Source organism: Stenotrophomonas sp. CASM114 (assembly GCF_049384325.1).
In the GTDB taxonomy this organism is placed as follows: domain Bacteria; phylum Pseudomonadota; class Gammaproteobacteria; order Xanthomonadales; family Xanthomonadaceae; genus Stenotrophomonas; species Stenotrophomonas muris.
The window spans coordinates 92,817-113,724 of sequence record NZ_JBMRGJ010000004.1 but is presented as its reverse complement, the minus strand read 5'-3'; the positions used below and the strand labels follow the sequence as shown (position 1 = coordinate 113,724).

21 protein-coding genes are annotated in these 20,908 nt (G+C 68.3%); 12 read left to right on the top strand and 9 right to left on the bottom strand.

Going from position 1 to position 20,908, the window contains the following annotated elements:
- Positions 1–68: 68 nt before the first annotated feature.
- The 3 genes from VG566_RS06530 to VG566_RS06520 form a co-directional block, all read right to left on the bottom strand.
- Positions 69–1,238 carry a lytic polysaccharide monooxygenase gene (locus VG566_RS06530; protein ID WP_241884762.1) on the bottom strand — a complete coding sequence of 390 codons (1,170 nt, stop codon included), beginning with the start codon at positions 1,236–1,238 and terminating at the stop codon, positions 69–71.
- A 181-nt stretch (positions 1,239–1,419) separates the two neighbouring features.
- Positions 1,420–2,589: a lytic polysaccharide monooxygenase gene (locus tag VG566_RS06525; RefSeq protein ID WP_032959046.1), complete on the bottom strand. Its 1,170-nt coding sequence runs from the start codon at positions 2,587–2,589 to the stop codon at positions 1,420–1,422.
- A 191-nt stretch (positions 2,590–2,780) separates the two neighbouring features.
- Positions 2,781–3,308 carry a DUF1203 domain-containing protein gene (locus VG566_RS06520; RefSeq protein ID WP_032959047.1) on the bottom strand — a complete coding sequence of 176 codons (528 nt, stop codon included), beginning with the start codon at positions 3,306–3,308 and terminating at the stop codon, positions 2,781–2,783.
- A gap of 296 nt (positions 3,309–3,604) precedes the next feature.
- Here VG566_RS06520 and VG566_RS06515 point away from each other — a divergent pair, with 296 nt between their 5' ends.
- Genes VG566_RS06515 through VG566_RS06505 form a run of 3 tightly spaced genes read left to right on the top strand, consistent with a single transcriptional unit; the run spans position 3,605 to position 7,055 of the window.
- Positions 3,605–5,131 carry an alpha/beta hydrolase gene (locus VG566_RS06515; RefSeq protein WP_041863953.1) on the top strand — a complete coding sequence of 509 codons (1,527 nt, stop codon included), beginning with the start codon at positions 3,605–3,607 and terminating at the stop codon, positions 5,129–5,131.
- Positions 5,128–5,874, top strand: coding sequence for an ATP-binding cassette domain-containing protein (locus tag VG566_RS06510; protein ID WP_046433110.1), 747 nt, complete (start codon positions 5,128–5,130; stop codon positions 5,872–5,874). Before VG566_RS06515 ends, VG566_RS06510 begins: the two co-directional genes overlap by 4 nt.
- Complete coding sequence (locus VG566_RS06505; protein WP_049404907.1) at positions 5,871–7,055, top strand: ABC transporter permease; 1,185 nt, start codon at positions 5,871–5,873, stop codon at positions 7,053–7,055. Before VG566_RS06510 ends, VG566_RS06505 begins: the two co-directional genes overlap by 4 nt.
- Before the next feature lie 23 nt (positions 7,056–7,078).
- On the opposite strand, the gene VG566_RS06500 is transcribed toward VG566_RS06505, so the two are convergent.
- Positions 7,079–7,789: a transposase gene (locus VG566_RS06500; protein ID WP_032959053.1), complete on the bottom strand. Its 711-nt coding sequence runs from the start codon at positions 7,787–7,789 to the stop codon at positions 7,079–7,081.
- Between the two features lie 99 nt (positions 7,790–7,888).
- Complete coding sequence (locus VG566_RS06495) at positions 7,889–8,686, bottom strand: AraC family transcriptional regulator (protein ID WP_032959054.1); 798 nt, start codon at positions 8,684–8,686, stop codon at positions 7,889–7,891.
- 77 nt (positions 8,687–8,763) lie between these two features.
- Here VG566_RS06495 and VG566_RS06490 point away from each other — a divergent pair, with 77 nt between their 5' ends.
- Positions 8,764–9,018, top strand: coding sequence for a hypothetical protein (locus VG566_RS06490; RefSeq protein ID WP_032959056.1), 255 nt, complete (start codon positions 8,764–8,766; stop codon positions 9,016–9,018).
- An 83-nt stretch (positions 9,019–9,101) separates the two neighbouring features.
- Here the strand turns inward: VG566_RS06490 and VG566_RS06485 are convergent, their stop codons facing one another.
- Both VG566_RS06485 and VG566_RS06480 read right to left on the bottom strand, forming a co-directional pair.
- Positions 9,102–10,115 (bottom strand): energy transducer TonB, encoded by a 1,014-nt coding sequence (locus tag VG566_RS06485; RefSeq protein ID WP_014648799.1) that lies wholly within the window; start codon positions 10,113–10,115, stop codon positions 9,102–9,104.
- Between the two features lie 201 nt (positions 10,116–10,316).
- Positions 10,317–10,937: a TIGR00645 family protein gene (locus VG566_RS06480; RefSeq protein WP_241884761.1), complete on the bottom strand. Its 621-nt coding sequence runs from the start codon at positions 10,935–10,937 to the stop codon at positions 10,317–10,319.
- 110 nt (positions 10,938–11,047) lie between these two features.
- Between VG566_RS06480 and VG566_RS06475 the strand changes: the two genes are divergently transcribed.
- From VG566_RS06475 to VG566_RS06460, 4 genes are all read left to right on the top strand, one after another.
- Positions 11,048–11,737, top strand: coding sequence for a glutathione binding-like protein (locus tag VG566_RS06475; RefSeq protein ID WP_014648797.1), 690 nt, complete (start codon positions 11,048–11,050; stop codon positions 11,735–11,737).
- Between the two features lie 163 nt (positions 11,738–11,900).
- Entirely contained in the window at positions 11,901–14,126 is a 2,226-nt protein-coding gene (locus tag VG566_RS06470) for a S9 family peptidase (protein WP_423172600.1), read from the top strand.
- Between the two features lie 25 nt (positions 14,127–14,151).
- Complete coding sequence (locus tag VG566_RS06465; protein WP_014648795.1) at positions 14,152–14,667, top strand: cytochrome c oxidase assembly factor Coa1 family protein; 516 nt, start codon at positions 14,152–14,154, stop codon at positions 14,665–14,667.
- A 67-nt stretch (positions 14,668–14,734) separates the two neighbouring features.
- Complete coding sequence (locus VG566_RS06460; RefSeq protein WP_053495951.1) at positions 14,735–16,534, top strand: DUF885 domain-containing protein; 1,800 nt, start codon at positions 14,735–14,737, stop codon at positions 16,532–16,534.
- Positions 16,535–16,638: 104 nt separating this feature from the next.
- Here VG566_RS06460 and VG566_RS06455 read toward each other — a convergent pair whose 3' ends face one another.
- Positions 16,639–17,097 carry a hypothetical protein gene (locus VG566_RS06455; RefSeq protein ID WP_005420187.1) on the bottom strand — a complete coding sequence of 153 codons (459 nt, stop codon included), beginning with the start codon at positions 17,095–17,097 and terminating at the stop codon, positions 16,639–16,641.
- Between the two features lie 186 nt (positions 17,098–17,283).
- Here VG566_RS06455 and VG566_RS06450 point away from each other — a divergent pair, with 186 nt between their 5' ends.
- From VG566_RS06450 to VG566_RS06435, 4 genes are all read left to right on the top strand, one after another.
- Positions 17,284–17,532: a hypothetical protein gene (locus VG566_RS06450; RefSeq protein WP_005420185.1), complete on the top strand. Its 249-nt coding sequence runs from the start codon at positions 17,284–17,286 to the stop codon at positions 17,530–17,532.
- Positions 17,533–17,655: 123 nt separating this feature from the next.
- On the top strand, positions 17,656–18,573 hold the full coding sequence (locus tag VG566_RS06445; RefSeq protein WP_014038878.1) for a bestrophin family protein: 918 nt from the start codon (positions 17,656–17,658) through the stop codon (positions 18,571–18,573).
- A gap of 19 nt (positions 18,574–18,592) precedes the next feature.
- A complete protein-coding gene (gene hemB, locus VG566_RS06440) occupies positions 18,593–19,582 on the top strand; it encodes a porphobilinogen synthase (protein WP_164077007.1) in 990 nt (329 codons plus the stop codon).
- Between the two features lie 32 nt (positions 19,583–19,614).
- Positions 19,615–19,884, top strand: coding sequence for a hypothetical protein (locus VG566_RS06435; RefSeq protein ID WP_032959066.1), 270 nt, complete (start codon positions 19,615–19,617; stop codon positions 19,882–19,884).
- 120 nt (positions 19,885–20,004) lie between these two features.
- Here the strand turns inward: VG566_RS06435 and VG566_RS06430 are convergent, their stop codons facing one another.
- Positions 20,005–20,868 carry a TolB family protein gene (locus VG566_RS06430; RefSeq protein ID WP_126411491.1) on the bottom strand — a complete coding sequence of 288 codons (864 nt, stop codon included), beginning with the start codon at positions 20,866–20,868 and terminating at the stop codon, positions 20,005–20,007.
- Positions 20,869–20,908: the final 40 nt, after the last annotated feature.

The following is a 20,908-nucleotide window of genomic DNA, read 5'->3' as shown; positions in this document are numbered from 1 at the left end:
AGTGCCGGCCGCTGGCCGGCAACCCTGGAAACCGGAGGCGACCCCACGCCGCCCCCGGTGCCCTGCCTTCAGTACTCGATCCAGGCATCACGCCAGGCAGAGCCGGTACCCGGGCGGTAGGCCTCTGCATTGATGTTGCACCAGGCGCCTTCCGGGAACGGGCGGCAGGCATACAGCTTGCCGTCGGTGCCCTTCACCACGGTCTGGCCCGGCGTGTAGCTGCCGATACCCGCGGGGTATACGAAGTCGTAGTCGTCAGCCGGCGGCGGATCGATCGGATCGACCGGATCCGGCACGCGGGTATCGAGCTGGAACAGGTGGCCTGGCTTCAGATAGACGCGGTTCCCGGTAGCCGAGGCGACGGGCGTGATCACGCCGTTCTTCATCACCCCCACGCGCGCCTGCTGCGCAGTGCCATTGACCTTGTGGGCCAGTGCCAGCGGCCACTGGTTCGCAGCGGTCTGGCCGGCGGCAAGGGTGATCTGCGGGCTTTCCAGATCGTTGCCCTGGGCGTTGAAGACCCGCAGGGTCAGGATGGTGCCCACGTCCAGCGCACCACGGGCAGTGACCGGACCCGCGTCCTGCCACTGCGGCGGCGGGGTCACACCACCGCCCCCCTCGAAGCGCACGTCTGCGCAGGTATAGAACGCCTCGCCCGAATCCGAGCGCTGCCAGGTGTTGTAGATGATGTGCTGGCCGCTGCGCTTGGGTAGCGGGCAGTCCAGCTTGTAGACGTCACCGGAGACCGGCACGTTGCCCAGCGTGCAGAATTCCTGCAGGTCGGCCCAGCGCAGCGGGCTGCCTGGTTGCCAGCCATCGCGGGTGACATAGAACTTCCACTCGCGGGTGGCATGCGGGGCCGGCGCCTTGAACTCGAACGTGTAGCGGCCACGGGCGTCGGCTCGGATCGGCGAGGTCTGCCAGTCACTGCGGTTCAGATCCAGGCCGCGGTACTTGCTGTTGCCGCCGCTGCACAACTGGCCATCGGGCACGACGGCCTGGTGGTTGCCATGGGCCTCGGCCTGGTTGATCCCGGCCCAGTCATAGAACGGTTGCGCACCACCGATGGCCTTGGCGGCAGCGCAGGCGGGGTTGGTCGGATTTTCGGGATTGCCCTGGTAACAGGCATAGACACGGCTGGCGGGTTTGGACAGGGTGCCGTGGGCGAACGCGCTGCCAGAGGTGGCAATGCCTGCGATCACAGACAGCGCGATGACGGTCCGGTGTGACAGATGCATGGAGATCTCCTGTGGGTGGTGAAACCCCGCGAAGTCTCGACATCCCGCCCGCCCGCATCCATCGGATTACGTTGAAAAAAGCATCGCGTGGTTGCATATGGGAACGGCTTCCCACTCACGCGCTGGCGCGTCTCACGCTATGCAGGGAACGGCGCTCTGCCACCATTCCCTGTACCCGGTCTCAGTATGCAATCCACGCATCGCGCCAGGCCGCACCCACACCCGGCCGGTACGCCTCGGCGTTGACGTTGCACCATGCACCTTCCGGGAACGGGCGGCAGGCGTACAGCTTGCCGTCGCTGCCCTTCACCACGGTCTGGCCCGGCACATAGCTGCCGATGCCCGCCGGGTACACGTGGTCGAAATCACCGCCCGGTGACGGTGTACCCGGGTCGGGAACCTGGGTATCGAGCTGGAAGCGGTTGCCGTCCTTCAGGTACACGCGGTTGTCGGTGGCTGAGGCGGTCGGCGTGATCACGCCATTGGCAAGCACGCCCACGCGCGCGTGCTGGGCACTGGCATTGACCTTGCGGGCGAGCACCAACGGCCACTGCGCGGGTGCGGTCTGGCCGCTGGCCAGGGTGGCCTCCACACGTTCGACGTCATTGCCGTTGGCGTTGAACACGCGCAGCGCCAGCGTCGTGCCAACCGGCAGCTCACTGCGTGCGGTGACCGGGCCGGCGTCCTGCCATTGCGGTGCCGGTGCGGTCCCTCCGCCGCCCTGGAAGCGCACGTCCATGCAGGTATAGAACGCCTCGGTCGAATCCGAGCGCTGCCAGGTGTTGTAGATCACATGCTGGCCGGTGCGCTGCGGCAACGTGCACTGAAGCTTGTAGGTGCCGTCGGCCGACAGCGGCGTATTGCCCAGCGTGCAGAACTCCTGCAGGTCGGCCCAGCGCAGCGGGCTTCCCGGCTGCCAGCCTTCGCGGGTGACGAAGAAGCGCCAGTCGCGCGTGGCGTGTGGTGCGGTCGCCTTGAACACGAAAGTGAACTTGCCATTGGCATCGGCCTGGATCGGCGTGGTCTGCCAGTCACTGCGGTTCACGTCCAGGCCGCGGAAGGTCGGGTTGTTGCCGCTGCACAGCTTCCCGTCGGGCACCACGGCCTGATGGTTGCCGTTGGCGTTGGCCTGGTTGATGCCGTTCCAGTCGTAGAACGCCTGTGAACCGCCAATCGCTTTTGCAGCGGCACAGGCCGGGTTGGTCGGGTTCTCGGGATTGCCCTGGAAGCAGGCATAGACGCGGCTGACCGGCGTGGTCATCGTGCCGTGGGCGAACGCGTTGCCGGCCAGGCACAGGCCCGCAGCGGCGAACGAGGTGGCGAGCAACAGCGGCGTGGATCGGAATGACATGGCGCATCCTTGTGGTCGTCGAAAGGGAACGGTGACCGCAGGAGCTGCGCTGCGCGGCGGACTTTCGGCGGCACCACGGCGAGTATCGAGTCGCACTGCAGGCGACGGAACCATCGCAGTGCCGATCCGTGACTGCGCATGTGAAGCCCTTCCCGCAGGCTTCACGCAGGGCTGAACGGATGCGCTGGACGTCACGTGACCGGCGTGGCATCGATCACGTCATGGAGATCACGCGACGCAGTCCCGGTAGCCACGCGATCTGCCTGGCACGAGAAACAGCCATGCGCCGCGTTGTGCAGCTGCACGAACGCCACCGACGGGTCGGCAAACAGTGCATCCAGGTGGTCGGCCACCTCGGTGCCCGCGCAGACCTGGGCACCGCACATCAGCGCGGCGTGGTCATAGGCACGCATCGAGATCATCCGGCGCTGCACATACGGGGGCACCTCGCCCGGCGGCAGGACGCAACGGGTCACGCCGCGCTGCACGAAGATCGGGCCGGCGGCGCGGTACGGCGAATGCAGCGGCAGGTGGACGTGGGACAGCAGGAGCAGCTCGCTGCCAGGCGCGGGGTCGCTCAGGCTGATCCGGCAGGGATGTCCGCCGTTGGCGCCGGCCCAGCGACGCTGGATGCCGAGCGTGGCGAGCGCGCTGTCGCTCATCTCGAACAGGTGCAGGAACGGGCGGTGGTCGATGCCGCCGAGGTACCACGCGTGCATGGGCGTCTCCTTGGGTTTTCCGCGGATTGTGCGCATGCGCCGGTCGCCGTGCTCGCCGTTTTCAGACCCCGCATCGCCGTCGGGCCGGAACACTGGCCCTTGGGGTGCTGCTGGCCGCCGCCGATGCCGCCCTGCACGGGCCAAGGCCGAGCGCGGGACTGCCAGGTCTGCGCGCCGTCGGCGGCGGATTCGTCATTGCCCATCGCCGTCGGCGCGCTGCCCGTGTAAGTTGGGTCACATCTTCCGCGGCAGCCCGTCGTGGTCGACAGGAACGTCCTCCAGGGGAAACGAGCACGATGCAAAGACACCACCTCGCGCTGGCCGGGATGCTGGCCAGCCTGATGCTTGCCGGGTGCAGCCAGCCGCCGCCGGCCGCCGCCGGAAGCGCCAGCGATGCACCCAGCCGCCGCTTCGGCACGATCGACTTCCAGCCCTGCACGTTGTCCACCGAAGGCGCCAGCGCCAACGTGGAGGCGCAGTGCGCCACCCTGCAGGTGCCGGAGAACCGGGCCCAGCCCGATGGCCGCCGGATCGGCCTGCGCATCGCCTGGCTGGAATCGGGCAGCAGCGGCGCCAGCCAGCCCGACCCGGTGTTCTTCCTGGCCGGCGGCCCCGGCCAGGCGGCCAGCGAGGTGGCGGTCATCGTCGATACCGCACTGCGCCAGGTGCGCAAGCAGCGCGACGTGTTCCTGATCGACCAGCGCGGCACCGGCGGCTCCAACCCGCTCAGCTGTCTGGGCGCAGATGGCAAGCCGCTGCAGATGGACGAGGATGCCGCGCCTTCCGAGGCATCGCTGCGCGACTACGCCCAGCGCTGCGCCGCATCGCTGCAGGGGCGTGCCGATGCGCGCTTCTACACCACCACTGAGGCGATCGCCGATCTGGATGCGGTGCGTGCGGCGCTCGGTGTGGACCAGCTGAACCTGGTTGGCGGCTCCTACGGTACCCGCGTGGCCCAGCGCTATGCCGGGGCCTATCCGCAGCACACCCGCAGCATCGTCATCGATGGCGTGGTACCGAACGAGCTGGTGGTCGGTGGCGACTTCGCGACCACCTTCGAGGATGCGATCGCCCTGCAGTCGGCGCAGTGCCGCAAGGATGCCGCGTGCAGCAAGCGTTTCCCGACCGACACCCGCGCGCAGCTGCGCAGCGTGGTCGACACCCTGCGCCGTGCACCGGTCTCGGTCGAGTATCGCGACCCGGGTACCAACGCACCGCGGCAGGATGTCCTGACGCCGGACAGCGTGGTCGGCCTGGCCTTCGCCTTCTCCTACGTGCCGCAGTATTCCTCGCTGCTGCCACTGGTGCTGGATGAAGCCGCGCACGGTCGTTATGCCCCGTTGGCATCGCTGGCGCGCGGCGCGAACCGCAGCATGGATTTCCAGATCAACCGCGGCATGCAGTGGTCGGTGATCTGCAGCGAGGATGCGCCGCGCTACCACGCGCCGGCCGAGGACCCCGAGCGGCTGTTCGGCAACGAAGTGGCCAGCGCCTTCTTCGCCGCCTGCCCGGTGTGGCCGCACCGTCCGGCGCCGGCAACCGATGCCGTGCCGCTGCGCAGCGACGTGCCGGCACTGCTGCTGTCCGGTGAGCTGGACCCGGTGACCCCCCCGCGCTACGCCGCACAGGTGCTCAAGGGCCTGCCCAATGGCCGTGCGCTGGTCGCCCGTGGCCAGGGCCATGGCACGTTGACCGCCGGCTGCATGCCGCGGCTGCTCGGCCAGTTCATCGACAAGACCGATGCCAAGGCGCTGGATGCCGGCTGCCTGGACACGCTGAGCTACGTGCCGGCGTTCACCTCGTTCAACGGATGGGAACCATGATCGTCGCCGACAACCTGCACAAGGCCTTCGATACCCGCACGGGCCGCATCCAGGCGGTCGCCAACGTCGGCTTCCGCGCCGGCGATGGGCAGATCACCGGCCTGCTCGGCCCCAACGGTGCCGGCAAGACCACCACCATGCGCATGCTCTACACGCTGATGACCCCTGACCAGGGCAGCATCAGCGTCGATGGCATCGATGCCGCCGGCAATCCGGTGGAGGTACGTCGCCACCTGGGCGTACTGCCCGATGCGCGCGGCGTCTACAAGCGCCTGACCGCGCGCGAGAACATCGCCTACTTCGGCGAGCTGCATGGCCTGTCGGCCGAGCGCATCCGCGAACGCATCGAGGTGCTGTCGCACGCGCTGGACATGGGCGACATCCTCGACCGCCAGACCGATGGCTTCTCGCAGGGCCAGCGCACCAAGACCGCGATTGCCCGCGCGCTGGTGCACGACCCGCGCAACGTCATCCTCGACGAACCGACCAACGGCCTGGACGTGATGACCACGCGCGCGCTGCGCCGCTTCCTGCTGGGCCTGCGCGAAGAGGGTCGCTGCGTGATCCTGTCCAGCCACATCATGCAGGAGGTGGGCGCGTTGTGTGACCACATCGTGATCATCGCCAAGGGCACGGTGATGGCCGCGGGCAGCGCCGATGATCTGCGTGCGCAGGCCGGTGAAGCCAATCTTGAGGACGCGTTCGTGAAACTGATCGGCAGCGAAGAGGGCCTGCACGCATGAGCATGATGTCGACCCTGATGACGGTGATGCGCAAGGAACTGCGCGACCTGTCGCGTGACCGCCGCACGCTGCTGCTGACCCTGCTGTTCGGGCCGCTGCTGTACCCGGTGCTGCTGCTGGGCATGGGCAAGCTGGCCGAGAGCCGGGTGCGCACCCAGATCGAGGAGCCGTTGCAGATCCCGACGATCGGCGCGGAGAACGCGCCGAACCTGGTGCGCTTCCTCGCCGCACAGGGCCTCAATGCCGCACCGGCGCCGAAGGACCTGGCCGAGGCCATCCGCAGCCAGGACATCGATGTGGCGCTGCGCATCAGCGGGGACTTCGGCAAGGACTGGGCCGAGGGCAAGCCGGCGCTGGTGGAGGTGATCAAGGACAGCACGCGTCGCGCGGCCGAGGTACCCAGTGCACGCCTGGAGGCGGCGCTGGCCACCTACAACGGCCAGGTCGGTGCCTTGCGCCTGATGGCACGCGGCATCGATGCACAGGTGGCACGCCCGCTGGACGTGGCACGCCAGGACCTGGCCAGTGCCGAAGCCAAGCGCGGCATGATCCTGTCGATGCTGCTGCCGGTACTGCTAACGCTGACCTCGTTCATCGGGGGCGCCTACCTGGTGATGGACGCCACCGCCGGCGAGCGCGAGCGGCAGTCGCTGGAACCCCTGCTGGCCACGCCGGGCTCGCGCAGCGCGATCGTCAGCGGCAAGATCGCCGCCGCCTGCGTGGTCGGTTTCGTGTCGCTGCTGCTGACCCTGGTCGCGTTCAAGGTGAGCGCGCAGATCGCACCCGGCAACATCGGCCGCCAGTTCAACATGAACGTCGGCTCGATGCTGCAGATGCTGCTGGTGATGCTGCCGATGCTGCTGATCGGTACCTCGCTGCTGACTTTCCTGTCGGCCGCGGCCAAGAGCATGAAGGAAGCGCAGAGCCACATGACCTGGCTGATGCTGCTGCCGATGCTGCCTGGCTATGCACTGGTGGCCTACCCGCTGAAGAGCGAGATGTGGCAGTACGCCGTGCCGTTCCTGTCGCAGAACCAGATGCTGCTGAAGGTGATCCGCCACGAGACCATCACCCCGACGGTCTGGGCGATCTACCTCGGTGCCAGCCTCGGCCTGGCCGCCGTGCTGTGGTTCGCCGCCGTGCGCCGCTACCACAACGAGCGCCTGGCCATCTCCGGCTGACCCCAAAAAGGGGACGGAGGGGATTAAGTCGTTTCTGCCCCTCCCGTCCCCTCCTTGCGCGGGCGGCCTTGTCTTCGCATCGCCACCGGGCGCCCGAGCGTCTTCTCTACCATCCGCAGGAACGCAGCATCCCCCAACGGACGCTGTTTGGCGCTATGACTGCGGATTGCGGGCAGATCGGCGGACGCATTCACATCGCGCAGGAATCGCGCATACACCGCCGTCCTGTTGCGAGCGGTCGCGGCCAACGCTCTGAATGCGGGATGCGGGGTCAGCATGGGGTCATCGCGTCGTTGAAGGTTGCCGTGCACGCTGGACCACGGATGATCTTCAGCACTGACCGCAATGCCGGCACGAACGGGATTGCGTTCGATGTAGCGGTATACGCTGAGCAGGTAAGCGTCGCTGTCGATCATCGAGGAATGGAAGCGGCCCTGCCACAGGGGACCGGTGCGGCCGTGCCGCTGGTTGAAAGCCTGCACATAGTTGTTGCCCTGCATGCGCATTGCATCGGCCAGCCCACGCTGCGTGGATGGCGTGGCCAGCAGGTGGATGTGGTTGTCCATCAGTACGTAGGCATGCAGTGCGACGCGGTGCTTGAGGAAAGCGCTGTGCAGCAGATGCAGGAACAGTTGCCGGTCGATGTCGTCGACAAAGATCGCACCCTTGTTCACACCGCGCTGGATCACGTGATAGGCCTGGCCGGCCAGCATCAGGCGCGCTTGTCGGGGCATGGGATTCCCAGGTCGAAGGGGGCCTCAGCCTGGCATCGGCACCGTGGCGTAGGGCATCAGGTAATGCCGCGCAGGCGTATCGGAGGAGTCAGAAGCGACTTAATCCCCTCCGTCCCCTTTTGCGTACCGCGCGGGCGTTACCCCCATCTCGCGCTTGAACACGTTGATGAAGGAACTGGGCGTGTCGTAGCCCATCGACAGGGCGACGCTGATCACCGGTTCGCCTGCCAGCAGGCGTGGCAGTGACAGCAGCACGCGCAGGCGCTGCCGCCACTGGCCCAGGGTCATGCCTGTGGCGGCCTGCCAACGGCGGGCGAGGCTGCGGCTGGACAGTCCGCTGGCGGCTGCCCACGCTTCGACGCTGCGCAGGTCGTCCGGCGAACGCGCCAGCGCCGCCGCGATCCGCCGCAACCGGCGATCCCGCGGCTGTGGCAGGGCAAATGGCAAGGGAGTGCTGGCACGGATCTCATCGGCGATGACGCCGGCCAGGCGTGCCTGCGCAGCGTCCAGTGCCTGATGGGGCCAGCGCAGTGCGCGCGTCACCGCCGCCTGCAACAGCGCATCGGGTTGGAAAATACGGGGCAGCGGGGGCAGATCCAGGCCGGTATCGGCGCGGACGTACAGGCTCCAGCCATCGAATGCGTCTGCCCCTATCAGGGCGTGGGGCAGCAAGGGCGGTATCCAGGCAACATGCCCCGCCGGCAGCAGCCAGTGCAGGTCGCCGGCCTCGATCCGCAGCAGGCCGTGGTGGGCACCCAGCAACTGGCCGCGCACGTGCTGGTGGCGCGCGGTGCGGCGCCGTCCCGGCACCCGCAGCTGGGAGGCCATGACGAGAGGACCGCCTTCAGCGTTCGCCAAAGCGGGGTCAATCAGCACAGGTGATGTCTGATCTGCCATATCCAATGGCAGTTATACGGCAGAACTGCCGATGACTGGGCGTCACACTGGGCTCCCGATCCCACAGAAGCATCACCATGCAGCCGCAGGACATTCTTCCCGACCATCAGAACGAGGTGCAGGTAAACGGCCTCACCGTGCGCAAGGGCAGCGTCGGCGCCTTCCTCGCCAGCGTCCGTGACTGGCAGGACCCCGCCAGCGATGACGCCACCCGCGTCACCGCCGAAGCAGATCTGCGTGGGCTGCTGCCGGGCCTGCATGCGCTGGGCCTGTTCCAGGTGCTGGCCGCGCGCGATCCGGCACTGCAACGCCTGATCGACAGCCTCTCCTGAAATGAACACGGCCCGGACATGCCGGGCCGTGTCCTCATTGCGGGGGCGGAAACGACTTAATCCCCTCCGTCCCCTTTTTGCGGTCAGGTGCCGCCCGGGGCGAATACCAGGGTACGGCGGGTGGTGACCGGTGCGCTGACCGGCTCGAAGCGCCAGCGCTTGACCGCGTTCATGGCTTCGCGATCGAAGACGCGCGAAGGTGTTGCGCGCAGCACGCGGGCGTTGGTCACTGAGCCGTCGGTGCCGACGGTGATTTCCACCAGCACTTCGCCGGAGGTGCCTGCACGCAGTGCCTCGGACGGATAGCGCGGCGCCGGGGTGCTGACCGGGCGCAGGTTCGGCGCCGCAGCGGCCGCTGGAGCCGCGGCCTGGCGTGCGGCACTGGCCTGCTGGGCGGCGGCCTGCTGCTGCTTCAGCTCGGCTTCGCGGCGCGCGGCGGCCTGGCGCTCGGCTTCCTGGCGCTCGTTGTCGCGGCGGGCGGCATCCTGCTGCGCAGCGATCTGCTTGGCCGCGTCGGCTTCCTTGGCACGCTGCTCGGCCAGGCGCTGCTGCTCGGTCTGCTGCTTGCTGCGGTCCTCGGCGTCCTTCTTGGCCTTCTCGGCTTCGGCCTCGGTGCGCTTGGCCGCGTTCTGCACGCCCTTGGCCAGGCCGTCCTTCAGGCGCGGCAGGGCCGGCGCGGATGCATCCACCTTCTCGATCAGCGCCACCAGCCGCTGCGCTTCGGTGTAGTCCTCGCGCCCCAGGTGCTGCTCGGCGGCGATCAGGGTGTACGGCAGCAGGTCGGTCAGCGCGCTCTTCACCGAGGCGTCGTCCGGGGTCTTGTCGCGCAGGGCGAGGTAGTACTCGATGGCGTTGTCGCCGGCCGGCGCGTACATGCGGTTCTCGCGCAGGGCCTGGCTGGCCGACTCACGCAGCTGCTCGGTGCCCATCGACTGCACCTTGGCGGCGACCACCGGTGCGGCCGGTGCAGCGGCGGTGGGGGCGGCGGCCGGAGCCGGTGCTGCGGATTCTTCCTTGCCCGAGCAGGCGGCCAGCGCCAGTGCCAAGGCAACCGGCAGCCACCGGCGCGCGGCGGTGATCGTTGAGACGTGCGACATCCTGCTCCCCTTTAGAAGACGACGTGACGTAAATCATTGATATGCATGGCCGGGACCCGTGGTCCAGGCGCGGCAGGGTGGCGTTTCCCGACGCCACCGCCGGCAACGGCGAGGATGCAATCTAGCATCCCGGCCACCGCCCCGCACAAGGGGTGGTGGCCGGGTGGGGCCGCGGCGATCATGTCGTGGCCGGCGGCGACCTCAGTGGTCGTGTGCCTTGTCGTGCGACTTGCTGTGGCCGTTGGACATCAGCTTGTCGGTCCAGGCGATGCCGATCGCCGACAGGATGAACACGCAGTGGATGATGGTCTGCCACAGCACGCCTTCCTGGGTCAGCATCGAGCAGCGGGCGACACCGATGTTGGCGGCGGCCACGCTCATCTGCTCCGGCGTGCACAGCGGGATACCGCCCAGCGCACCGCTGGCGATGAAGGTCTTCAGCAGGTGGATCGAGGAGATGCCGATGATCGCCATCGCCAGCTTCACCTTCAGCACGCTGGCGTTGACGTGGCTCAGCCATTCCGGCTGGTCCGGGTGGCCTTCCAGGCGCAGGCGCGAGACGAAGGTCTCGTAGCCGCCGACGATCACCATCACCAGCAGGTTGGAGATCATCACCACGTCGATCAGGCCCAGCACGATCAGCATGATCTGCTGTTCGCCCATCGACACCGAGTGGGACAGCAGGTGCCACAGTTCCTTGCCGAACAGGAACACGTAGACGCACTGGGCAAGGATCAGGCCCAGGTACAGCGGCAGCTGCAGCCAGCGCGAGGCGAAGATCAGCGAGGACAACGGGGACAGGGGACGAGGACTGTGGCTCATGCAGGACAGTGCGTTTCGGGGGAGCCGCGAGGTTACCGGCCCGCCATGACGGTGCCAACCCAACTCACGCACTAGACTTCAGGTTCCTTTCCGCACCCCGAGCCGACGCCATGATCGACCTGTATTACTGGCCCACCCCGAACGGCCACAAAGTGACCCTGCTGTTGGAGGAAGCCGGCCTGGAGTACCGCATCCACCCGGTCAACATCGGCTCGGGTGACCAGTTCAAGCCAGAGTTCCTGGCCATCTCGCCCAACAACAAGATGCCGGCCATCGTCGACCACGCCCCGGCCGATGGCGGTGCCCCGCAGAGCGTGTTCGAGTCCGGTGCGATCCTGCTGTACCTGGCCGAGAAGACCGGCCGCTTCCTGCCCAGCGACCCGCGCGGCCGCGTGACCACCCTGGAATGGCTGTTCTGGCAGATGGCCGGCCTGGGCCCGATGAGTGGCCAGATGGGCCACTTCAACGTGTACGCACCAGAAAAGATTCCCTACGCGATCGAGCGCTACGACAACGAGGTGCGCCGCCTGCACGGGGTGATGGACAAGCGCCTGGCCCAGCACGCCTTCCTGGCCGGCGACGAGTACACCATCGCCGACATGGCCAGCTACCCGTGGATCGGCGCCTACGACAAGCTGCCGGTGGACTTCGCCGCGTTCCCGAACCTCAAGCGCTGGCACGAGGCCATCGCCGCGCGCCCGGCCACCCAGCGCGCCTATGCGCTGCGCCAGCAGGTGAACCCGAACGCCGGCAAGCCGCTCAGCGACGAAGAGCGCAAGCACCTGTTCGGCCAGCGCTGACCCGCCGCGGGGTCGGATCCCTTTGCAACGCAAAGGGCCCTGACCCCAGCACCGCAGCATGGGCAGAAGGTCATGCTGCCTTCCTGCACGGGCTTGGTTAGGATGGGGGAACGACCGCCCCGCGCCCGCCGCAGGGCGGACCTGCCGTTTGCCGGGATCCTCCATGCGCCACCTGTTCGCTTCGCTTGCCCTCATGCTCGCCACCAGTACCGCCGCCCACGCCGAGAAGCTGACCCTGGAGGCCATCACCGGCCCGCTGCCGCTGTCCGGCCCGACCCTGATGAAGCCCAAGGTGGCGCCGGACGGTTCGCAGGTCAGTTTCCTGCGCGGCAAGGACAGCGATCGCAACCAGCTGGACCTGTGGACCTACGACATCGGCAGTGGCCAGACCCGGTTGCTGGTTGATTCCAAGGTGGTGCTGCCCGGCACCGAGACCCTCAGCGATGAGGAAAAGGCGCGCCGCGAGCGCCAGCGCATCGCCGCGATGACCGGCATCGTCGATTACCAGTGGTCGCCGGACGCACAGCGCCTGCTGTTCCCGTTGGGCGGCGAGCTGTACCTGTACGACCTCAAGCAGCAGGGGGCGGCGGCCGTGCGCCAGCTGACCCACGGTGAGGGCTTCGCCACCGACGCCAAGCTGTCGCCCAAGGGCGGCTTCGTCAGCTTCATCCGCGGCCGCAACCTGTGGGTGATCGACCTGGCCAGTGGAAAGCAGCTGCAGCTGACCCGCGACGGCAGCACCACCATCGGCAACGGCGTGGCCGAGTTCGTCGCCGATGAAGAGATGGACCGCCACACCGGTTACTGGTGGGCACCGGACGATTCGGCCATCGCGTTCGCGCGCATCGACGAGGCACCGGTGCCGGTGCAGAAGCGCTACGAGGTCTACGCCGACCGCACCGATGTGATCGAACAGCGTTACCCGGCCGCCGGTGACGCCAACGTGCGCGTGCAGCTGGGCGTGATCGCACCGGCCGCCGAGGCGCAGCCGCGCTGGGTCGACCTGGGCAAGGAACAGGACATCTACCTGGCCCGCGTCGATTGGCGCGATGCGCAGCACCTGAGCTTCCAGCGCCAGTCACGCGACCAGAAGCAGCTGGACCTGGTGGAAGTGGCACTCGACTCCAACCGCCAGCGCGTACTCGCCCACGAGACCAGCCCGACCTGGGTACCGCTGCACAACAGCCTGCGCTTCCTTGAAGACGGCGGCGTGCTGTGGTCGTCCGAGCGCACCGGCTTCCAGCACCTGTACCGCATCGACAGCAACGGCAAGGCCACCGCGCTGACCCACGGCAACTGGCCGGTGGACGAGCTGCTGGCGGTGGATGAGACGGCCGGCAAGGCCTACTTCCGCGCCGGCATCGAAAGCCCGCGCGAAAGCCAGATCTACGCGGTATCGCTGCAGGGCGGCGAGCCGCAGCGCCTGTCGAAGGCGCCGGGCATGCACAGCGCCAGCTTCGCCCGCAACGCCAGCGTCTATGTGGACAGCTGGTCCAACAGCACCACGCCGCCGCAGATCGAGCTGTTCCGCGCCAACGGCGAGAAGATCGCCACACTGGTGGAAAACAACCTGGCCGATCCCAAGCACCCGTATGCGCGCTACCGCGACGCGCAGCGCCCGGTCGAGTTCGGCACGCTCACCGCCGCCGACGGCAAGACGCCACTGCACTACAGCCTGATCAAGCCGGCCGGCTTCGATCCGTCCAGGCGCTACCCGGTGGCGGTGTATGTCTATGGCGGCCCGGCCAGCCAGACCGTCACCGACAGCTGGCCCGGCCGTGGCGACCATCTGTTCAACCAGTACCTGGCCCAGCAGGGCTACGTCGTGTTCTCGCTGGACAACCGCGGCACCCCGCGCCGCGGCCGCGACTTCGGTGGTGCGCTGTACGGGAAGCAGGGCACGGTGGAAGTGACCGACCAGCTGCGCGGCGTGACCTGGCTGAAGCAGCAGCCGTGGGTGGACCCGGCGCGCATCGGCGTGCAGGGCTGGTCCAACGGCGGTTACATGACCCTGATGCTGCTGGCCAAGGCGTCGAACCAGTACGCCTGCGGCGTGGCCGGCGCCCCGGTCACCGACTGGGGCCTGTACGACAGCCATTACACCGAGCGCTACATGGACCTGCCGGCGCGCAACGACGCCGGTTACCGTGAAGCGCGCGTGCTGACCCACATCGATGGGCTGCGCTCGCCGTTGCTGCTGATCCACGGCATGGCGGACGACAACGTGCTGTTCACCAATTCGACCAGCTTGATGAGCGCGCTGCAGAAGCGCGGCCAGCCGTTCGAGCTGATGACCTACCCGGGTGCCAAGCATGGCCTGTCCGGCGCCGATGCCCTGCATCGCTATCGTGTGGCCGAAGCCTTCCTGGGGCGCTGCCTGCAGCCTTGAAACACAGACGGGAAGGAGCCCGCCGATGACACTGCCGCCGCCGATTCCCACCCACGGCCCGAAGCCCGCCGGCTGGTGGTCCCGCCACTGGCGCTGGGCGATGCCCGTGGCCGTGCTGCTGGTGCTGGCCGGGGCCGGTGGCACGGTGGCCTGGAGCGTGCTGCGCTGGAGTGAGGCGGCACGCGAGAGCCCACCGATGCGCGAGGCGATGCGTCGCGCCGGCTGCAGCATCGAACTGGTGGAAGCCTTCGGCGAGCCGCTGCGTACCGAATCGATGCCGCTGGGCAGCATGCAGACCGCGCTCAACGGCCAGCGCGATGTCGGCCTGACCGTGGCCCTGGAAGGCCCCCGCGCACACGGCCGGTTGTTCGTGAAGGGCACCCGCAGCGACGACGTGTGGGACTACCCGGTGATGTACGTGCTGGGGGAGAACAAGCAGACCTTCGACCTGACTGCGCTGGATGACGATGAGGCCGCGCAGGAATGCGAACTGCAGGCCTGCCGCGAACGCGGCGAATGCCCGCTGACCGCAGCGTTGTGACCTCCGGCCGATTGTCGCCACCGCGCTGAGCGCGTAGGGTGCGGGCAACCCTGTCCTGGAGTGCACCATGAAGCCGATCGCGTTGGCCGTTGCCCTGGCCCTGACCGCCGCCCCGCTGCTGTCCGCACCGCCGGCGCTGGCGGCACCCGCCGCCAAGGCCGCCACACCGGCCAGCCCGGCCTGGGTCGCCCGCAGCAACGCACTGGCGCAGATCCTGCTCGATGCGCAGGGCCCGTTCCAGCCGGAAGAAACCGGCTTCTTCGGCGTGCCCGGCTACGACGACAAGGTGGCCGACCTCGGCGCGGACAACGGCAAGCGCTACCGCGCCGCGATGGCCAAGGCCCGCGACGAACTGAAGGCGAAGCTGGCCACCGAGCAGGATCCCAACGTCCGCCAGGACCTGGAGATCATGATCCACGCCGCCAACCAGAACATCGAAGGCAGTGAGCTCAACGAGAAGTACCTGCTGCCGTGGAGTGACGCGCCGCAGACGGTGTTCAGCGGCCTCAACCTGCTGCTGTCCGACCAGGTGCCGGCCGAGCGCCGGGCCAAGGCGATCGACCGCCTCAAGGCTTACGCCGGCCTGCAGCCGGGCGGCACCGCGTTCACCACGCTGGCCCGCCAGCGCTACGAAGAGCGCTTGAAGGACAGCAGCCTGCTGCAGCCGACGAAGATCGAAGTGCAGCAGTCGCTGGACAACGTCGAGACCTACATCAGCGGCATCGAGTCGCTGCTGAAGAAGTACCAGATCGCCGGCGCCGATGAAGCGATGAAGGCCCTGGCCGGGCAGATGAAGGACTACGCCAGCTGGACGCGCTCGACCGTGCTGCCGAAGGCGCGCACCGACGCACGGCTGCCGGCGCCGCTGTACGCCTACCAGCTCAAGCAGGTCGGCATCGACATCGACCCGAAGCTGCTGATGCAGCGCGCGCAGCTGGAGTTCATGGAAACCCGCTCGGCGATGCAGCAGCTGGCGCCGCTGGTGGTGAAGGACAAGGGCCTGAAGGTGGCCGACCCGAGCGACCCGGTGGCGGTGATCCGCGCGCTGAAGGCCGACAAGATCGCCGACGACCATCTGGAAGGCCACTACCGCAAGGTGATCGATGCGATCGATCCGCTGATCCGCGAGCATGCCATCGTCGACGTGCCCAAGCGCGCCATGCAGATGCGCCTGGGTTCGGCCGCCGAGAGCGCGGCCAGCCCGGCCCCGCATTTCCTGCCGGCGCCGCTGGTCAACAACACCGGGCAGCAGGGCACCTTCGTGCTGCCGCTGGGCAACCCGGCCGCGGGCCCGGGCGCACAGTACGACGACTTCAACTTCGGTGCGGCGGCGTGGACGCTGAGTGCGCATGAAGGCCGCCCCGGCCACGAGCTGCAGTTCACCGCGATGGTCGAGCGCGGCGTGTCGCTGGCACGCACCATGTTCGCGTTCAATTCGGTGAACGTGGAAGGCTGGGCGCTGTATGCCGAGGCCGAGATGGTGCCGTACGAGCCACTGGACGGGCAGATGATCGCCCTGCAGTTCCGCCTGCTGCGCGCCGCACGCGCGATGCTCGACCCGATGCTCAACCTCGGCCTGACCGACCGCGCCAACGGCGAGCGCGTGCTGATGGAGCAGGTCGGCCTGTCCAAGGCGATGGCCACCCAGGAACTGGACCGCTACATGGTGCGCATGCCGGGCCAGGCCGGCAGCTACTTCTACGGCTACACCCGTATCCTGGAACTGCGCATGCAGACTGAGCTGGCACTGGGTGCGAAGTTCGACCGCCTGGCGTTCAACAACTTCCTGCTCGACCAGGGCCTGCTGCCGCCGGACCAGCTGGCCGACGCGGTGAACAAGGTGTTCGTGCCGAAGTACAAGCGCTGAACACCCCCGGTAGTGCCGGCCGCTGGCCGGCATTCCCCTGGCGTCGAGAGGATTCCTGAGGTTGCCGGCCAGCGGCCGGCACTACCTGCGGTGACGCTGCCGCGTCACCGCTGCGGGGTGATCACCTGCGTCGGCAGTCGTGCCGGCGGTTCCGGGTTCGGCACCCAGATCGCCACGCCGGCGGCGCGCTTCTGCGTGGTCGGAATACCGATGCCGACGCCACCGCCGACATGCGAGCCGAACGTGCCGGCACCCACCGACATGCCCACCGGTGAGCCGCTGCTGCCCACGCCCATCAGCACCACGCCATTGGCGCCCAGCGCTGCGGCCTCGCGCTTCAGGCGCGCCACCGCTGCATCGGTCTGGCCCTGCGTGCCGAAGCCCACGGCAGACGCCGATTCCAGCTGGGCGATTTCCTGGGAGCCGGCCGGCGGCGTCGAATAGATCTGCACCAGTGCCGGATCGATCGGCGCGCGGGCGCGCCCCAGCATGACCTTGGAGGTGCTGGCACAGCCGGCGGCGACCAGCAGGATGGCCGCCAACGCGGCCCAACGGATGTTCATGGCACGACCCCTGTAGGACTGGTTGCGATCATCGGCGGGCCACTCTGAATCGGCGCCAACACCCGGCCCAGAGCAGGCACGGCGGCACGCTAGCACGGTGCCGGTGACAGCCCCGCCAACGGCAGTAGGCGGCGACGGCGGGAACGACTATGGTGCACAGACAGGAACCAACTGCGGGAGAGTGGAATGGGCGTGATCAGTCTGTTGTGGGGCGTACTGGCGCTGTTGTGGATGATCCTGGCGCTGATTCCGCTGCTGGGCTGGGGCAACTGGTTCCTGATCCCGTTCGCCGCCGTGGGCGCGGTGATCGCCGCGCTGGGCATCCTGTTCACCCACCCGACCAAGCGCGGCCGGGCCTGGGCCGGGCTGGTGCTGAACGGCATCGTGGTGGTGGTCGGCATCCTGCGCCTGGGCCTGGGTGGCGGCGTGATCTGAGCCGCATCGCCGGGTGCGACAGGGCGTCGCAGGTACACGGCCGAGGGCCGGGCAGCGGCGTACAATGAACGGCTGCGCGAGCCCCCCGCGTGCCTGTGAATCCGCGCCCGGCGCGGCTGCCCCATGATCATCCGACCCCGTCCCCACGGCTGGCAACTGCTGTACATCCTGCGCGGCTCGATCGTAAAAGCGATCGCGCCGAAGGTGCTGGCCATCCTGATCCTGTCCATCGCGGTGGCCGCGGTGGTGGAACTGGCGCCGCCGACCGGCATCGAGCGCGTTTCCGTCACGCCGTTCACCCTGCTCGGCCTGGTCCTGTCGATCTTCCTCAGTTTCCGCAACAGCGCCTGCTACGACCGCTGGTGGGAAGGCCGCAAGCTGTGGGGGCAGCTGGTCTACGAATCGCGTTCGCTGGCCCGCCAGGTGAACCTGCTGCTGGCCGATGACGCCGGTCGCCGCCGCCGCATCGCCTACCTCACTACGGCTTTTGCCCATGCGCTGGCCGCGCGCCTGCGCGGGCGCATCGTGGCCCTGGCGGCGTTGCCGTGGCTGGACAAGCCGCAGCGCGAGCAGCTGGGCCAGCGCGAGAACGTGCCCGACGCATTGCTGTCGATGATCGCTGCCGAGCTGGCCCAGGCCCTGCGCGCCGGCGAACTCGACCCGATCCTCTACACCCAGCTGGAAGAGCGCCTGCACGCGATGTCGTCGATCCAGGCCGGCTGCGAGCGCATCCTCACCACGCCGCTGCCGTTCGCCTACACCCTGCTGCTGCATCGCTGCGCATGGATGTTCTGCGTGCTGCTGCCGTTCGGCCTGGCCAGCTCGCTGGGCTGGGGCACGCCGGTACTGTCGGCGGTGCTGGCCTACGCCTTCTTCGGCCTGGACCAGCTGGGCGAAGAAATGGAAGACCCGTTCGGCCTGGAGCCGAACGACCTGCCGCTGGACGCGCTGGTGCGCACGATCGAGATCGACCAGCTCGACGCGCTCGGCGAACGCCCGTTGCCCGAACCCCTGCTGCCGCAGGGCTACCTGTTGCAATAGCCACTCCTCGGAGCCTGCCATGTCCCACCCGCTTTACCGCCCGCGCCGCATGCGCCACGACGAGTTCTCGCGCCGCCTGATGCGCGAGAACACGCTGACCACCGACGACCTGATCTACCCGGTGTTCGTGCACGAACGGGCGGGCCGCACCGCAGTGCCGTCGATGCCGGGCGTGGAGCGGCTGTCGATCGAAGAGCTGCTGAAGGTGGCCGAAGAAGCGCTGGAACTGGGCATTCCAGTGATCGACCTGTTCCCGGTGATCGACCCGTCGCTGAAGTCGCTGGACGCGTCGGCGGCGTGGGCCGAGGACGGCCTGGCGCAGCGTGCGATCCGCGCGCTGAAGTCGCGCTTCCCGGAACTGGGAGTGATGACCGACGTGGCGCTGGACCCGTACACCACCCACGGCCAGGACGGCATCATCGACGACAAGGGTTACGTGCTCAACGACATCACTGTCGAAGCGCTGGTCAAGCAGTCGCTGTCGCACGCCGAGGCCGGTGTGGACATCGTCTCGCCGTCGGACATGATGGACGGCCGCATCGGCGCGATCCGCCGTGCGCTGGATGCCGACAACCACATCAACGTGCGCATCATGGCCTACTCGGCCAAGTACGCCTCGGCGTTCTACGGCCCGTTCCGTGATGCGGTGGGCAGCGCGGCCAGCCTTGGCAAGGCCGACAAGAAGACCTACCAGATGGACCCGGCCAACGGCGACGAGGCCCTGCGCGAGATCGCGCTGGACCTGGAAGAGGGCGCCGACATGGTGATGGTCAAGCCGGGCATGCCGTACCTGGACCTGGTGCGCCGGGTGAAGGAGACATTCGGTGTGCCGACCTTCGCCTATCAGGTGAGTGGCGAGTACGCGATGATGAAGGCCGCCTTCGCCAACGGCTGGCTGGAGGAACGCGCCTGCGTGCTGGAGTCGCTGCTGGGTTTCAAGCGGGCCGGCGCCGATGGTGTGCTGACCTATTTCGCGCCGCAGGTGGCGCGATGGCTGCGCGAGCGCTGACAATAGCGCCACGATAGACGGAGGACTGCGCGATGGGACCCGAACTGGGATGGATGCAATGGCTGATCTGGGGCACCGGTACGCTGGTGTTCGGCGCCATCATCGTCGCTGTCTTCATCGCCGCCTGGCGGGCCGGCAAGCGCCCGCCGGAACAGCTCTCCGCTGCCCGCCACGTGGCCCGTGAGCAGGCGCTGCCGGAGACCGTGCAGGCCGAGCTGGCCGCGTTGAACCAGCGCAAGGACAACGGCCAGCTGAGCGAAATGGAGTACGAGCAGTTGCGCGCCAAGGTGTTGTCGCGCTGACAGGGCGTTTCATCCACGCATGGCGTGGATCTACTGGTAGTCGCCAACCTTGGTTGGCGCTTTCACGTATGCCAACCAAGGTTGGCATCTACCAAACGGCCATCCACGCATGGCGTGGATCTACCGCGCGCACCCGGCCACCGCCGCCACCTTCGGCACCGCCAACCGGTACACGTCCACGCCACCGGCACGCGGCGCCTTCGCTGCACTGCTGGCCACCATCATCTCGCCCGGCTTGGCGTTGTCGACCACCGGCGCACCGGTCCAGCCGCCGGCCTGGTTGAACGACAGCCCCAGCGGCTGCAGCGCTACACCGCTCCACGCACAGCCGCTGCTCCAGACCTGCGCGGTACTGCCATTGCCGCGGCTGAACACCACGGCGCCGTCCTGGCCCAGCCAGTCGCCGTCGGTCTCGTCGTCGGCGCTGTTCAACGCGCTCAGTGCGCTGGCCGGGCCGCGCAGGCCCTGCGCATCCAGCGTCGCCACGAACAGGTCCCAGCCGGCGCCACGGCCCTGCTGGCGGGCAAACAACAGCTGCTTGCCGTCCGCGCTCAGGGCCGGCCCGCGCTCTTCCCGGCGCCCGCCGTCACCGGCCAGCGGCTGCGCCGGGCCCAGCCGGCCGTCGGCGGCCAACGCGGCGCGGTACAGCGCCAGCGCGCCCTCGCGGCCGGCCGCGAACAGCAGCCAGCGGCCGTCACGGCTGAAGTAGGGATCGCGGGCTTCACCGGCCACGCCTACCGGCAGTACCTGTGCCTGCTGCCAGCGACCGTCCACCACGCGCGCCTGCCACAGGCCCCAGCCGGCCTCGCCGCGGCGGGCGAAGACGATGCGCTGGCCATCGGCGCTGATCGTGGCACGGCCTTCGTCGGCGCGGGTCGAGACCACGCCCATGCCTTCGATGCCGTACTCGTTCAACGCCATCGCCACGGGGGCAGAGAGTAGACTGGCGGCGAGCACCAGCAGGGGCGGGGTGATGCGCATCATCCGGTTCCGTGCACGAAAGAGCATCAGTCTAGCCAGCTTG